Genomic DNA, 16,144 nt, shown 5'->3' with positions numbered 1-16,144 from the left:
GAGGGATAATAATGAGCTTTGAAAATCTTTACTATTATAAACCAGCAGAAAAAGCTGATGAACCTGAAGTCATAAATAGAGATTTGATCATTTATGGAGCCACGCCAGCAGGGATCACAGCAGCAGTCCAGGCGAGCAGAATGGGATTGAGTATTGCTATTGCTGAATTTGGACGATACTTCGGAGGCTTGACATCCAGTGGATTAGGAGCGACGGATTTAGGTGCAAAGGATGCCATAGGCGGCATTGCGAAGGAGTTTTATCAGGAGATTGGGGCTTACTATGGGCGGGAAGAACAGGTTACATTTGAACCGAAAGTGGCAAAGTACGTGTTTGAAAAATGGCTATACGAGCATGGGGTGGTCTTATTTTTCAATCAACATTTAGCTGATGTCCGTATGGAAAACGAAAAAATAAAAGAAATAGTCATGGAAGACGGCACAAGTTATATGGGTAAGATGTTTGTGGACGCCAGCTATGAAGGAGATTTATTGGCGAGGTCTGGTGTTTCTTATAGTGTCGGTAGAGAATCAAATGCGACATATAAAGAAATCTATAATGGCATCCAGTTCGGAAGCCCCCATCATAAATTTGAAAAATGGATCGATCCTTATGTATTGGAAGGTGATCCTGACAGCGGTCTATTACCAGGAATTACGGAAGCCGATCCAGCTCTTCTTGGCTATAATGGTCAGGGGGATAAGCGCATTCAGGCGTATAACTTCCGTATTTGCTTGACAAAGGATGCTGAAAACAGACTACCTTTTCCGAAACCTACTAGTTATGACGCTAATCGTTATTCACTATTACTTCGCTATATTAATGAAGGATTTTGGGATGCGATGAATCTCCATACAATGTTGCCGAATGGAAAATCAGACTTGAATAATCATGGGGCGTTTTCCACCGATAATATCGGCATGAACTATGAGTGGCCGGAAGGCAGCTATGAGACCCGTGAAACGATTTTTCAGGATCACGTAAACTACGATTTAGGCTTTCTGTATTTCTTATCATATGATTCTCGTGTGCCTAAAAAAATTCGGGAAGAAGTTTCTAAATGGGGACTTCCTAAAGATGAATTCGAAGATACTGAGCACTGGCCCCATCAACTATATATTCGAGAAGGCAGAAGAATGATTTCCGATTATGTCATGACCGATCATAACTGTTTGAAGCAAAGTAGAGTGGTGGATTCCATTGGTCTGGCATCTTATCATATGGATTCCCATCATTGCAGGCGAGTAGTCATAGATGGCAGGTGTGTCAATGAAGGGGATGTGGAAATCCCGATATCCCCTTATCCGATTTCTTATCGTTCAATTCGGCCGAAATCAGAAGAGTGTACCAATCTATTAGTACCTGTTTGTTTATCGAGCTCCCATATTGCCTATGGTTCCATCCGAATGGAGCCTGTTTTCATGATATTAGGTCAATCAGCCGGGACAGCAGCAGGTCTTGCTATCAAAAATAAAATCAGTGTGCAAGATGTCGATTACCAGGAACTAAAAGAAGCACTTTTGTCTTATAAACAGGTAGTGGAGTGGAATGATGATCAAGAGGACGATCCAATTACAAGAATGAAAGAAACCATGGGAAAACCTACAACGAGATTTAAATAACTTACGATAGGGGACTTATTGGGGAAGGTATGTATTTAATCTCATCTCTCAATAAATCTAAGTTATTTTTAGTACTAGTTTATTTTATAAAGGAATACAAAAAGAAATTAGCATATGAAAAGATTAATTAACCGTTAATTTATTTGCTTATCTTGCAGTGAGATTAAGCAGAACATTGTAAAAACAAAACGATGAATCTAAAGTGGTACAGACACAACCAAGCCCAACGTTACATAGGATTAAGTATGTGTGATAGCTGCCTATGGAGGTGAGGATGTGTCAAGCATCATCGCAGCACTGGCTTATTTTTTCAAAGAAGTCATGTTCTTCGTATCTTATGTGAAGAACAATGCGTTTCCACAACCATTGTCACCGAAAGAAGAAACCAGATACTTGAAAGAAATGGCGGAAGGGAATGAAGAAGCCCGGAATCGCTTGATTGAACATAACTTGAGACTCGTCGCACATATATGTAAAAAATTCGAGAATACAGGGGAGGACACAGAGGATTTGATCTCCATCGGTACAATCGGTTTGATCAAAGCGATCGAGAGTTACTCAAGGGGGAAAGGGACGAAACTCGCAACCTATGCTGCCCGTTGTATAGAAAACGAGAATCTAATGTCATTACTAGTGCATATGAAAAACACTGCTATAACTGCATTTCTAAGGGTTTATATTATTAAGTTTTAGTTGGGCAAGTAATGTATTTTATTTTCAAGAAGGGGATCCACGTTCCCTTCGTTTTTGAGTTATTAAATTATTCCTCCTTGGAGTAGTTTTTTGACCACAATACTTGCAAATTCTTCAACATCAGTAAATTCTACAGTTCTACTTATTCCTTTAATTCGAATATACATGCAGGGGAGGAGAAAGTCGTGTGCAATCAAACTGAAGAGAAAAATACGATAGAAAAATGATTTATTAAAAAAAATAAAATTTAGAAGATGACCTTCATAGGAGCCCGAGGTCATCTTTTCTATTTCTCAAAGTATATCATCCTTTAGAATCTATAGTATGTCCAAATTAAGTAAGGGCAAAATGGACACTTCAAGGACCAAGGAGTACATAAGTTTATAACATCCGATATACAAGTCCGAAAAAGGGGTGACTATTTTGACCAAATATAGTTACGTAAGAGTTTCGTCAACAGGACACCTATCGGCAACGATTCGGGCAAATGCCTTTTGAGTAAAACCAAACCGTTATCGGACGAAATTCAACGGTTTCCACACCATAAGCGGTTAAAAAAATACGGGTGCCCTCATTGGTAATAGCGCCTAAGTGGATTTAACTCGTGGATCGAAGGGTTCTTTATTCTTAGAAAATGACCGATTGTTTGGGTAACAGATTATCGGGAACCGATCTTAAATTTAAATGGACTTATACCAAAAAAGATAAGCTTCTTTTTATGTAATTAATGATTGAGTTAAATCATTAATTAGTATTTGCTACTTAGGGGACTTTCCTGGATAGAATCTCGATAATACATTATTAGGGTAGGGGAGAAGTTAGAGTAAATAAATTTTAGAGATTAATATATTCACAATTTGTAAAATCAGGACTATAATTGTCTATAGAACCTGTAATGACATATGTAAAGACAAACTAGAAGGGAGAGATAATCAGTATTCTCGTAGAATGTTATCAGAAGTAATAGCATCTCAAATGTAAATAGACAATGAATAGGTCTGATGAATTACAAGCTAGTTCAATAAGTGGTGCATCACAATGATAATCACGGAATTGACATCATTTACATGATGGGCTAATGTGTTTGCAAAAGCGAATGAGGAGGAGGTATTCAGTTGGAAACTCCTTTAAAAATGGTAGATCGTAGTGAGCTTATAAACGAAATTCGAATATCAATTCGTAAGTTCCAGAGTGATCCTAACCAATTAACGTTTGATAAAATAATTGAACTGACGGATTATTTATGTAAATTAGAAAACTATAAGTCTTATAACCAGGATTGATAGACGTTAAGAAGGTGGTCTAGTTCACGGCTGCATTGAAGGGTCTCCTTACCTCGTAAACCCTTTGATGAAGCTATCCTGCTCAATTCTTCTTTCTTCCTTAATATTTCTTCTAATGTCGCTTTTTCTTTGTTTTTTAACAGATAACATATTTTCCGCCCTCTGCCATGGCAGAGATCAGAAAGCTATTGAGTAAGGAGTCGTAATGATTCGGCCTAGAACACTTCCCCGGTTTTTTTTAAGGATTTATTTATTGAGAGGAAATGAAGTTTCTATCTTTATTGTAAATAGGATCGAAAGACCGTTGAACAGATGAGTTCGGTTCCATATAATCTCATGTAATAAAGCGACCGGTGCTGGAAGAGGAATTGGGAAAGCCATTGCTACAAGACTCGCAAATGACGGATTGATTGTGGCGATAAATGATATCAATAAAGACCTTGCAGAATCAACAGCCCGGGAGATTGAATCGCTTGGGATGAAAAGCTTAGCAGTAGTAGGAGATGTTAGCATTCGTGATCAAGTGTTTGAAATGGCACGCCAGGTAAACGAACATTTCGGAAGCTTAGATGTTATGGTTTCCAATGCAGGCATAGCCCAGGTTAAGCCCCTGTTAGAAGTAACGGAAGAAGATATACAAAAATCTTCAATGTGAACGTTTTTGGAGTTTTATATGGAATACAGGCAGCAGCAGAGATTATGCAAAAACAGGGCGGGGGCAAAATTATCAGTGCAGCAAGCATAGCCGGGAAAACAGGCTTCGCTTATCTTGGACATTATTCTGCGACAAAATTTTCCGTAGTAGCACTGACCCAGGCTGCTGAACAGGAACTCGCCAAAGATGGAATTACGGTAAATGCATACTGCCCTGGGATTGTTGGTACTGATATGTGGGACTTAATAGATAAGCAGCTTGGAAGTATATTGAATCTGCAAAAGGATGAAGCTTTAAAGTAATACTCAGAAAAAATTATCCTTGGCAGAGTCCAGAAACCTGAAGATGTAGCGAAACTGGTTGTCTTACCTGGCATCGGAGGAATCTGACTATATGACAGGCCAGTCTGTAGTAATTGATGGGGGAATCGTATTTTCTTAAATGCAGTAGAAATAGTTTCACGGTAAAAAAACTTTTAAAGGAAAAAGGAAGGGCTCGTATATACAACGGGCCTACCTTTTACAAAAAAGATGTTATTTTTTTGTGAGATAAATCACATACTTTAAAGGTTAATTAACTTATTATGAGTTCAGTTCAAATCTATTTTTATTGGAGGCAGTGAACATGAAAAGGCACCGTTATCTTGTATACTCACTCGGCTATTTTTATTAAGTCAGATCTAAAAGGCTTATTTTGCAAAACGTACAAAATAATAAACGAACAGTATGAAGGACTACAGCCTATTGTTCATTATCAATTGCTGACTAAATCATTATTTATCAACAGGTTTGCGCCGATCATACTGGCATCATTCTTCAATTCTGCTTGTTGTAAATTGACAGGAATGGATGATGTGTTTGCAACCTTTTTAAGTAAAGCGTCCCACCATTGTTCACTTGAATTTATAACCCCGCCGCCGACTACGATCATTTCAGGGTCAATTAAATATTGAAGGTTGACAATCCCGATAGATAAATATTCAATAAATTGGTCGATGATTTTTCTACTTGCATCATCCTCTAGGTATCTTTCGAACAATTGCTTCGGGGTGAACTTTTTCGAAACCAGGTGTGGATCGGATTGTATCATTCTTTCCAATGCTTTTCCGGATGCATATTTTTCCCAACAACCTTTTTTACCACAGTTACAAGGGATGCCATCAGGAAAAATCGACATGTGACCTACTTCTCCAGAAAAACCATTCTTCCCATGCACTAATCTCTTATTATGTATAATTCCTCCGCCTATTCCTGTCCCAAGCGTAATGCAAATATAGTTCCTTACTGATCTTGCTCTCCCCGCAACACCCTCGGCCAATGCAGCACAGTTTGCATCATTATCTACAATGACAGGGACATGAAAAGTCATTTCTAATACATCTTTTAATGGCACTTTTTCCAGTGATGGAAGATTTGTTGCACTCGTAATCATCCCTTGTTTAAAATCTACAATTCCAGCCGAAGCAACTCCAATACCAATTATCTGTTTTCCAGCAATGAGTGTTTTAAGAGTCGAGATGATTTGTTCGACAATCGCATGTTTCGGGGTCTGAATCTCTTCAATGTACAAAAGTTGATTTCGTTGACTAAATAATCCACATTTTATTTTCGTACCACCGATATCTATCCCTATTCTAAACACGTAAACAGTCTCCTTTACAATAAAAAATCGATATCCTGCATAAATCTATAAATTGGAAGTAACCAGTGTCTTCTATCAAACTTTAGCTTTCAATTCACAAGAAAACCCACACACCTTTCTGAAACATTGAAATTTTCAAAAATCTATTGACGGACATTTCCTGCTACTTTATACTACTTAATAACTCCACAGGAGAAAATAAAGAAAAAAACGACAAAAGAAGTCTTATTATTCATTTTTTTACTAGTATATAATAAAAATTAAGAACAATAAATAACATAATGTTAATAAGGTGATCGAATGAAAATCAAAAACCAAGATTTTTTGAAACGGGAAAATCAAAGTTTAGTACTGGAAATGATCCTAAATGATGGACCAATCTCCCGCGCTGAAATTGCGAAACGGACGCTGATGAGCCCGACATCCGCTTCGAGGATTGTTGCTTCTCTATTAGATGAGGATCTGATTCGTGAAGTCAATTTAATAAGTGAAGGGATGGGGAGAAAGGCAACATATTTTATTCCAAATGAAAATTCTGTTTTATCGATCGGTGTAGAGATTGACCAAAAGGATATTCGTATCGGGTTTATGAATTTTGTTGGAAAGTTGATCGTGTTAGAACATATTGATTACGAGCCTACTGATCCGGGTGAAATGGTACGATTCATCTCCAATAACATTCGTGAAATCATTGAGCGGGAAAATATCACGTTGGAAAGGATAGTTGGTGTTTGTGTAGGTTTGCCTGGTCTTATTCAAAATGAAACGGGGAATATAATATTATCTGCACAATTCGATTGGAAGCAGGTTCCATTAAAGGAACTGTTACAAGAACAATCAGGTTTTCAGGTATTTGTGGATAATGAATTGAAATTGAAAGCGCTGGCTGAATATAACATGGAAGCTGATCCTGAACAGGAAACGATGGCGATGATTGGATTTGGGAGCGGTGTCGGGTCTGCATTGATTACGAAAGGTGAAATCTACCGCGGGGAAGGGAATTTTTCAGGAGAGATCGGTCATACGATCGTGGATCCTTATGGTATTTATTGCCCTTGTGGTAATTTCGGATGCTTGCAAACGTATATCGCAGAGAAGTTTCTTTTGGAAGAGGCGTCCAAAACAATGCCGGTTAACAGTATGGATCAATTGTTTACGGCATACAAAAAGGAAGAAAAATGGGCAGTGAACATATTGGACAAAGCGATAACCTACGCAGCAATTACAATCAATAATGTCGTTTGTATGTACAATCCAGATACGGTTGTCCTGGCTGGTAGTCTGATCGAGGATTATCCGGAAGTAACAGAACGAATTCTAGAAAAGTGTAAAAATCAAATTTGGACTCCTGTCACCCAAACCTTCCAATTAAGAAAGACAAAAACAGGGGTGGATGGGGTTGTAGTAGGAGCAGCAATGAGTGTCCAGCGCCATTTCATTAAAACGATTTATTTTAATAGAGAGGTATAAGTGATGACATTTCCAATAGTTGCTGAAGAACACAGGGGAGGAAGTTTGGAAAATACGCACCAGGGAGTAATTTGTGTTCTTAATGATAAAAAAGAAATCGTCTATGAGAAGGGGGGATCGGATCATCCGGTATTTTATCGATCTGCAATGAAACCGATTCAAGCAATACCAGTGTTTCGGACAAATGTCATCGAGAAGTATCATCTTGATGATCACGAGGCTGCTTTATTTACCGCTTCACAGCGAGGAGAACACTATCACCAGGTTGCATTAGAAAGCCTGATGAATAAACTTGGGCTGTCAGAAGAACTTCTAGTCTGCAATCACAGCTATCCGCTGAACGAAATACCGAGACAGCAATACATTTGGGACCATAAGCCAAAACGTAAACTATTACATAATTGTGCTGGCAAACATCTAGGGTTTTTGGCATATGCGAGGGACAGAGGTTATGAGTTAACTAGATATGACCAGCTCGACCATCCTTTGCAGCAAGAAATTCTCCGTGATGTAGCTGAACTGTCTGAAACACCTGTAAACCAAATAAATACTGCGATTGATGGATGCGGTGTCCCAGTGCATGGCGTTCCTTTGAAGAATATCGCGATTTCGTTTTTGAAATTTGTTGTCCCGGATCTTATTAAAGATACACAAACAGCCACTGCGGTTAAAAATATCGCCAAGGTAATGAATGCACAACCAGAAATCGTTGCATCGCATCATTTCATCTGCACGGTATTGCTTGAAGATCCAAATATCATTGCAAAAGGAGGTGCACAGGGGGTTTACTGTTTCGCGTTAAAAAAGGAGAAAATCAGCATCGCATTAAAAGTATTAAGCGGATCTGAACTCGTTTGGCCGGTATTGGTTGCCGAATTATTGAAAACGTTGAATTACAGCAATACAGAAACGATTGATCGTTTATTACAATTACGATCCTACAACATACAAAATGACAATGGGAAAGACATAGGTGAAACAAAAATTTTACTATGACAAAGGGGAATATAGATGAAAAAACGATTGTTAGGTCAACTATTTTTGCTGAGCACCGTCCTGCTGGTAATCTCGGCTTGTTCATCTGATTCTACTTCAGGCACCGATGGAGCTGCTAAAAGTAATAACAAGGAAATCACGATTGCCATCGATCAAAACTTTGTAACACTTGATCCACATAACGCTGGAGATACGGTTTCAATTTTTGGTACAAGGGCTATGTATGAAGGGCTTGTCGGGTTTGACAAAAATATGAACGTAGTACCTGTTTTGGCGGAGGATTACTCCGTAAGTGAAGATGCGTTGACCTATACATTCAAACTTAGAGAAGGTGTTACTTTCCATGATGGTGAGCCGTTTAATGCTGCTGCTGTAAAGGCAAACTTTGATCGGATCATGGATGATAATGATGATCTTCGTGCAAAACGGAATTTTCAGTACGTCGATCGTCTCGAAATCACAAATGATTATGAGGTTAAATTTGTCCTTAATCAGCCATTTAGTGCTATGCTGAACAAATTTGCCATGGTCCCAATGATCAGTCCTAAAGCAATTGATGACAACAGCAAAGATATTCGTTTGAATCCTGTAGGGACAGGGCCATTTAAATTTAAAGAATGGAATCAAGGTGATTCACTCGTTGTTGAAAGTTTTAATGAATACTGGAATCCTGAATCAACCAATGTCGAAAAAGTTACGTTCAAGCCGGTTCCGGAAAATGGGGCACGGGCTGCCATGTTGAAAACGGGGGAAGCTGATTTCGTTTATCCGATTCCTCAACAAGATGTTAAAGAACTGGAAAATGTAGATGGTGTCGTTATCGAACAAACGCCTTCAACAATCGCAAGGTATGTATCGATCAATACATTCAAAGAACCATTCACTAATGAAAAAGTTCGTAAGGCAATGAACTATGCCGTAAATAAAGAGGCATATATAAAAGTTGTCAAAAATGGATATGGAAAAATACTGGGTTCAACCATGTCTTCTGAAACACAATATTATTCAAATCAAGAACCATATACATTCAACTTGGAAAAAGCGAAGGAATTAATGAATGAAGCAGGATACGAAGATGGATTTGAAGCCGAAATCTGGGGTAATACGAGCTCTGAAACCTTAAAAGGGATGGAACTCATAAAGCAGCAGCTCGCACAAATCGGAATTGATGTCACAATTAAGTCGATGGAAGAGGGGACATTATCTGATGAGATCTACACACCAAAAACTCCAGAAGAGGCAAAGGTTCAAATGTGGTATGTAAGCTGGTCTCCTTCATCAGGTGATGCGGATGGAGCAACCCGTTCTCTATTCAGCAGTGAGTACTTCCCACCGAATGGAGCGAATACAGCTTACTATAATAATAGTCAAGTAGATGTATGGATTGATGCAGCTAATGAAACATCCGATACAAAGGCTCAAGAGGACATTTACGCGAAGATCCAAAGCGAAGTCTATGATGATGCACCATGGATTTTCTTAGCATCAGATACGATATTATCAGGGTATCACGATCATTTAGAAGGTGTTTACGTATTACCTGATGGATCCGTCAGCATTAAAGAGGCGCAATTAAAATAAGATCCTGTGGGAGCTGATCACGATTAGCTCCCCTTTTTTGGAGGTGCTGAACGAAATGTGGCAGTACATATTGAAACGTGTTCTTGGTCTAATACCTCTCTTACTTGTTGTGTCATTCGTAATTTTCATGTTCATTCATCTGATCCCTGGTGATGCAGCTAGATTGATAGCTGGTAAAAAAGCAACGTTAGAGGAAGTACAAGCAATCAGGGAAAATCTCGGTCTGGATAAACCTTTAATTGAACAATATCTACTCTATTTAAAAGATTTACTTTCTGGTAATTTGGGATATTCGATCCAATCCGGTGCACCTGTCAGCAAGTTGATCGGTGAACGAATCATACCGACACTTGGACTGACCTTCATGAGCATCGGTTGGGCACTCGTCGTCGGTATTTTACTTGGAGTCATTTCTGCCGTGTTTCGAAACAAGTGGCCGGATCATCTCGGTATGTTGACGGCTGTATCCGGTATATCCCTTCCAAACTTTTGGGTAGGTCTTGTATTGATTCAACTATTTTCTGTCCAATTGGGGTTGTTACCGACTGGGGGTGCTGAGGGGTGGAAAAGCTACCTGATGCCTTCGTTCGCTTTAGGAGCAGGCATTATGGCGATGATTGCACGGTTTATGCGATCTTCGCTCGTGAACACGATGAAGCAAGAGTATATACGTACTGGTCGTGCAAAAGGGCTTGGTGGTAATGCAATTGTCTTTGGACATGCTTTGAAGAATTCATTGATTCCTGTCGTGACGATTGCAGGGCTTCAGTTTGGTTTTCTATTAGGAGGTTCAGTAGTCGTTGAAACCGTTTTCAGCTTTCCGGGACTCGGAAGACTATTGATCGATTCGATTCAAATGAGAGATTACCCGGTGGTCCAAGCGGAAATTTTACTTTTTTCATTACAATTCATTTTAGTGAACCTGCTTGTCGATATCGTTTACAGCTTTTTAAATCCGAAAATACGCTACCAATAAATAGAATAAAGGAAGCGACTTGATCAGGTTCGATAAAGAAAACTAAGTCAGCGCCGAGCATAGCGAAGCAGCTTACTTAAGTTTCACTTATCCTTGGAGTGCAAGTACTGGAGATAACACGCTGTTTGTGTTTGCGGAAGAATCGAAGCGACCTCGATCACCAAGGCGGTGGAGCTAGACATTACATCTGTGTATAAGAAACTTATTAAAAAAGTTTGTATGGAGGTTTAATATGAGTAACATCCAACCTGAAGTTGTTACCACGGACCGAATTGTGAATGAACGAAAAGAGACACACTTTCATCAATTCTGGAAAAAGTTCCGTAAGAAAAAGCCTGCACTCATTTCCCTTTTCTTCATTCTTTTCCTGATTCTCATCATGATCATTGGTCCGTCTGTCGTTCCATATAATCCTGCAAAACCTGATTATAATCGAGTTCTTGAGTCTCCTACCCTCGAGCATTTCTTCGGTACGGATGAATTTGGAAGAGACATATTAAGCAGATTGGCAGTAGGAGCGAGATTAACGTTATCGGTCAGTATTTCAGCAGTATTGCTGGGTGCGGTTTTCGGTACGATTCTTGGATTGGTCAGTGGTTTTTTCGGGAAGTTGCTGGATCGGTCGATCATGAGGGTTTGTGATGTGTTATTTGCATTCCCTGACTTGATTTTGGCAATTGGTATTGTTGCGATTTTGGGACCTGGTTTAAGAAATGTCATCATTGCGGTTTCTTTTTTCAGTATTCCATCATTTGCACGAATCGTCCGCAGTGCCACGTTAGAGACGAAAGAAATGCTTTTCGTTGAGGCAACAAGATCAATCGGGGCAAGCAATCGACGCATCATTTGGAAACATATTTTTCCTGAAACCGTACCGACCATCATAGTGTACTTTACGATGAAAGTAGGAACAGCCATATTAGCTGCAGCGAGTTTGAGCTTTCTAGGATTAGGTGCAGAACCATCATCTCCAGACTGGGGTGCAATGCTTAGTAAATCTAGAGATTACATCGATTCATCCTTCCACCTCGTCTTCTTTCCCGGGTTGATTATTTTCCTGACCGTTTTAGCGTTCAATTTATTAGGTGACGGGTTGAGAGATGTGTTAGACCCTAAAACAAAAGACTAAGGAGGGAAATGATGAATCACATACTCCAAGTAAACAATCTACAAACAGCCTTCAAAACTGATAAAGGGATGCAAACTGTCGTACATGGGATCAGCTTTCATGTTGATAAAGGTGAAAACGTCGGGATTGTCGGGGAATCCGGGTGTGGGAAAAGTGTAACCTCCTTATCCATTATGAGACTTTTACATGATACACCTGGGAAAATAACGGGAGGGCAAGTCATTTATAACGATCATGATTTACTTCGATTACCCGAATCGAGTATGAAAGGTTATCGAGGGAAAGAATTGGCGATGATCTTTCAAGAACCGATGACATCCTTGAATCCAGTCCTAAAAATCGGTAAACAGCTGAGAGAACCAATCCAGCTCCATTTGAAGATGTCAAAGGCAGATGCGGCTGAACATGCGGTAAAAGTACTGGAGTCTGTCGGTATACCGCGGGCGAAAGACATTATGGAAGAATACCCGCATCAATTATCAGGCGGTATGAGACAACGGGTCATGATTGCGATGGCAATTTCATGTAAACCATCTTTGTTGATTGCGGATGAACCGACAACGGCATTGGACGTTACGATCCAAGCACAAATATTGAGTTTGATGAAAGAGATTCAAAAGGAAAATGACATGGGGATCTTGATGATCACACATGATTTAGGGGTCGTTGCTGAAGTTTGCAATCGTGTTATCGTCATGTATGCCGGAAGAGTTGTCGAGGAAACGACTGTAGAATTATTATTTGAAAATCCGAAACACCCGTATACAAAAGGGTTGATTGCCTCCGTTCCAAAAATCGGATCAGGCAGCAAGAGGCTTCATTCAATCCCAGGTACAGTTCCGAGCCCGACAAATATGCCGACAGGATGCAAATTCGCACCGAGATGTAAAGATGTGATGGATTTTTGTCATACGGAAGAACCAGGTTTAATCGAAGAAGACGGACATTCATGCCGGTGTTGGCTTTATCAAGACCAAAGGCAGGGGGCGATGACCGAATGAAGGATGATGTATTGATCGACATAAAAGACGTTAAAAAACATTTTCCACTTTCAAAAAAGTGGTTTGCTGAAAATAAGTATGTAAAGGCAGTGGATGGGGTTTCATTTTCCATCAAAAAAGGGGAAACGTTCGGATTGGTAGGAGAATCAGGCTGTGGCAAATCAACCACAGGACGTTTGATCAATGGCTTGATAAAAGCAGACTCAGGCGAGATTAACTTTAAAGGAAAGAACCTCGCGAATATTTCTGAAAAAGATTGGAAGAAATACCGTAAACCTATGCAAATGGTTTTCCAGGATCCATATGCGTCTCTTAGTCCACGTATGAAAGTCAAAGATATTTTATTGGAACCATTGAAGATCCACTATCCCAAAATGCCAAATGATGAGAAGAAAAAGCTTATAACAGAGCTTATGGATAAATGCGGAATTAGCGAATTCCATTTGGAAAAATACCCACATGAGTTCAGCGGTGGACAACGGCAGAGAATCGGAATTGCCCGTTCGTTGATTTTACGACCTGAACTGATCATTGCAGACGAACCAGTTTCGGCCTTAGATGTATCGATCCAATCACAAATTTTGAATCTGATGAAAGATCTACAAGAAGAATTCGGTCTTACGTATCTATTCATTTCTCATGATCTAAGTGTAGTTGAACACATCAGCGATCGAGTCGGCGTGATGTACTTAGGGAATCTGGTCGAAATCGCTAGGAAACGACAAATATTCGAAAATCCGAAACATCCTTATACACAAGCGTTATTGTCCTCCATCCCCCAACCAGATCCAAAAAAGAAACGTGAAACGATTGTTTTAACCGGGGAGATTCCAAGTGCAGCAAACCCTCCCAGCGGATGTAAGTTCCATACAAGATGTCCGGCTGCGATGGAGATCTGCAGGAAAATAGTACCGGAACTCAAGCAACTAGGTAGAGAACAATATACAGCATGTCATTTATATTGATTAAAGACGTTGTTCCCAAAGAGTCAGTAATGCATACGTACGAGGAGATGGATAGGTGAATATAAAAGTAATTGCGATTGAAGAGGTTGATGAAAATGAAGATCTTGTCATCCATAGACACATGATTGATTTCGGAAAAACAAATGTTATACAAATGAAAAAGCAACTTTATCTACTAATAGGGTTTAAGAAAGAACGAAAATCGATAGAGGATATTCGTTTTCTCGGCGGCGAGACGATTAAAGCAATCCAGGAGTATCCATGTGAAGAAGTAACGATCGATTTTCAAAAACTCATAACACATTGTGAAGGACTTTCAAAAGAAGAGATCGTTGCAGCTTTCATGGAGGGCTTATATTTAGGCGGGTATCAGTTTTTGGCCTATAAAAAAGAGGAGAACAAACAGTACCCGACCTTTAAGTTAAACACTGATCAATATGATGTACACATCAAGACCGCACAAATCCGTGCCAATGCAGTGTACCTGGCACGTGATTTATGTAATGAGCCTGCGAACAAATTGACACCAGCATTATATGCAGATCGGTTGAAACGTATCTTCCATCAATCAAAAGTAAAAGTCGAGATCATCGAATCAGAAGAGTTAAAGGAAAGAGGATTCGAAGCGACTGCGATGGTCGGGAATGGAAGTGGTTATCCGCCGAAACTAGCTGTATTGACATTGAAAAATAGTGACCGAAAACATATTGCGCTTGTCGGAAAAGGTGTAACGTTCGATTCAGGCGGTGTGAATGTCAAGACAGCACGTGATATCGGTGAAATGAAGATGGATATGGGTGGTTCTGCCGCGGTAGTCGGGGCAATGAAATTACTGGCAGACTTGAATAGTCCTGTTCACGTAACTGCCGTTTTGCCGTTAGTTACAAATGTTACAGGAAGGGATGCTTTTCTTCCTTCAGATGTGATCAAGTACAAAAATGGAACAACTGTCGAGGTTGGAAATACCGATGGTGAGGGAAGATTGATCCTAGCAGAAGGTCTTTTACATGTGCAAGAATTAGGTGCAACGACAATTATTGATATCGCAACATTGACCGGGACGATCGGTCAAGCGCTTGGATTGAAAGCAGCAGGCATCTTCAGCAATCGTGAAGAAGATTTGTGGTCCTATAAGGAACTAGGCGATCATACCGGCGATCACGTATGGCCAATGCCTTTGATCCACGATTATGAAACGTATTTAGAAAGTGATTGTGCGGATTTGAATAATGTCGGTTCCTCACTTTTCGGAGGTGCGATCACGGCTGCTGTATTTTTAAATCACTTCGTAGAAGCGGAGCGGAAATGGGTACACATTGATATGGCAAATACCGTACGACCATGGAAAGTACAAGGCTATCATGTTCCGGGTGCATCAGGCTATGGTGTTCGATTATTGGCCGAACTGATTCATATGGAGGTTGAAGAGTGAAATGGTGTTAGAGGTTATTGTTCAAAATGGTCAGGAGGCAGTACAAGCAGAAAAACTAGGTGCGGACAGAATCGAATTGGTATCAGCCATCCAGGAAGGTGGATTGACACCAAGCTATGGAACGATAAAACAAGTATTGGAAAGCGTGTCGATACCGGTCCAGGTGATGATCCGTCCCCACAGCTACCACTATTGTTACACGGATGGTGATTTGAAAATCATTCGGGAAGATATCCGAAAGGTGTTATCACTTGGGGGGGCCAGGATCGTTTTTGGGGCACTCACTAAAGATAACAGGATCGATGAACAAATCTTAGACACAATCATCGGAACCTATCCACAATTGGACATTACGTTTCACCGAGCTTTCGATGAGGTTCATTCTTTGGATGAAGCCTACGAATCGCTGATCAAATACAAAATGAATGTGAAACGGATCCTCACTTCAGGCGGGGAAAAAAGCTGTATCGAAGGGAAATGGAAGCTCAGGAAACTTGTCCATATTGCCAAAAAAATGAACGGACCTGACATAATGCCTGGTGCAGGCTTGACACTCGATAATATTCAAGGAATCCATGAAACCGTAAATGCAAATCAATATCATTTTGGTAAAGCTGTCAGGATCGATCAGTCTTTTAGGAATACCTTTGATGAGGACGTCGTCAAGCTTATTCAGAAAACCTTAAGGGGAGGAAGTTGA

General features: G+C 40.0%; 12 protein-coding genes and 2 pseudogenes. 12 read left to right on the top strand and 2 right to left on the bottom strand.

The window, feature by feature from the left end; genetic code table 11:
* Positions 1-11: 11 nt before the first annotated feature.
* Both KOL94_RS09445 and KOL94_RS09440 read left to right on the top strand, forming a co-directional pair.
* A complete protein-coding gene (locus KOL94_RS09445) occupies positions 12-1,622 on the top strand; it encodes an FAD-dependent oxidoreductase (protein ID WP_221566001.1) in 1,611 nt (536 codons plus the stop codon).
* A gap of 321 nt (positions 1,623-1,943) precedes the next feature.
* A pseudogene (locus KOL94_RS09440) lies at positions 1,944-2,252 on the top strand (sigma-70 family RNA polymerase sigma factor); the annotation flags it as partial.
* 1,330 nt (positions 2,253-3,582) lie between these two features.
* On the opposite strand, the gene KOL94_RS09435 reads toward KOL94_RS09440, so the two are convergent.
* Entirely contained in the window at positions 3,583-3,705 is a 123-nt protein-coding gene (locus KOL94_RS09435) for an aspartyl-phosphate phosphatase Spo0E family protein (protein ID WP_311775173.1), read from the bottom strand.
* A gap of 221 nt (positions 3,706-3,926) precedes the next feature.
* Here KOL94_RS09435 and KOL94_RS25625 point away from each other — a divergent pair.
* Positions 3,927-4,694: pseudogene (locus KOL94_RS25625) on the top strand (acetoin reductase).
* Between the two features lie 312 nt (positions 4,695-5,006).
* Here KOL94_RS25625 and KOL94_RS09425 read toward each other — a convergent pair.
* Positions 5,007-5,894, bottom strand: coding sequence for an ROK family protein (locus KOL94_RS09425; protein ID WP_221565996.1), 888 nt, complete (start codon positions 5,892-5,894; stop codon positions 5,007-5,009).
* A 300-nt stretch (positions 5,895-6,194) separates the two neighbouring features.
* On the opposite strand from KOL94_RS09425, the gene KOL94_RS09420 reads away from it, so the two are divergent.
* From KOL94_RS09420 to KOL94_RS09380, 9 genes are all read left to right on the top strand, one after another.
* A complete protein-coding gene (locus tag KOL94_RS09420) occupies positions 6,195-7,364 on the top strand; it encodes an ROK family transcriptional regulator (protein WP_221565993.1) in 1,170 nt (389 codons plus the stop codon).
* Between the two features lie 3 nt (positions 7,365-7,367).
* On the top strand, positions 7,368-8,360 hold the full coding sequence (locus tag KOL94_RS09415) for an asparaginase (protein WP_221565990.1): 993 nt from the start codon (positions 7,368-7,370) through the stop codon (positions 8,358-8,360).
* 15 nt (positions 8,361-8,375) lie between these two features.
* The gene (locus KOL94_RS09410) at positions 8,376-9,941 is read left to right on the top strand and encodes a glutathione ABC transporter substrate-binding protein (protein WP_221565987.1); all 1,566 of its coding nucleotides are present in this window, start codon (positions 8,376-8,378) and stop codon (positions 9,939-9,941) included.
* Between the two features lie 55 nt (positions 9,942-9,996).
* On the top strand, positions 9,997-10,917 hold the full coding sequence (locus tag KOL94_RS09405; RefSeq protein WP_221565984.1) for an ABC transporter permease: 921 nt from the start codon (positions 9,997-9,999) through the stop codon (positions 10,915-10,917).
* A gap of 232 nt (positions 10,918-11,149) precedes the next feature.
* Positions 11,150-12,046: an ABC transporter permease gene (locus KOL94_RS09400; protein WP_221565981.1), complete on the top strand. Its 897-nt coding sequence runs from the start codon at positions 11,150-11,152 to the stop codon at positions 12,044-12,046.
* An 8-nt stretch (positions 12,047-12,054) separates the two neighbouring features.
* Positions 12,055-13,047, top strand: a complete 993-nt coding sequence (locus KOL94_RS09395; RefSeq protein ID WP_311775122.1) for an ABC transporter ATP-binding protein — start codon at positions 12,055-12,057, stop codon at positions 13,045-13,047.
* Positions 13,044-14,012 carry an ABC transporter ATP-binding protein gene (locus KOL94_RS09390; protein ID WP_221565975.1) on the top strand — a complete coding sequence of 323 codons (969 nt, stop codon included), beginning with the start codon at positions 13,044-13,046 and terminating at the stop codon, positions 14,010-14,012. Before KOL94_RS09395 ends, KOL94_RS09390 begins: the two co-directional genes overlap by 4 nt.
* A 55-nt stretch (positions 14,013-14,067) precedes the next feature.
* The gene (locus KOL94_RS09385; RefSeq protein WP_221565972.1) at positions 14,068-15,444 is read left to right on the top strand and encodes a M17 family metallopeptidase; all 1,377 of its coding nucleotides are present in this window, start codon (positions 14,068-14,070) and stop codon (positions 15,442-15,444) included.
* Position 15,445: 1 nt separating this feature from the next.
* Positions 15,446-16,144, top strand: a complete 699-nt coding sequence (locus KOL94_RS09380; protein WP_221565970.1) for a copper homeostasis protein CutC — start codon at positions 15,446-15,448, stop codon at positions 16,142-16,144.

Origin of the sequence: Alkalihalobacillus sp. TS-13 (assembly GCF_019720915.1) — a bacterium.
Taxonomy (GTDB): domain Bacteria; phylum Bacillota; class Bacilli; order Bacillales; family Fictibacillaceae; genus Pseudalkalibacillus.
Note: the sequence above shows the minus strand (reverse complement) of the source record. Positions and strands in the feature narration are given on the sequence as shown.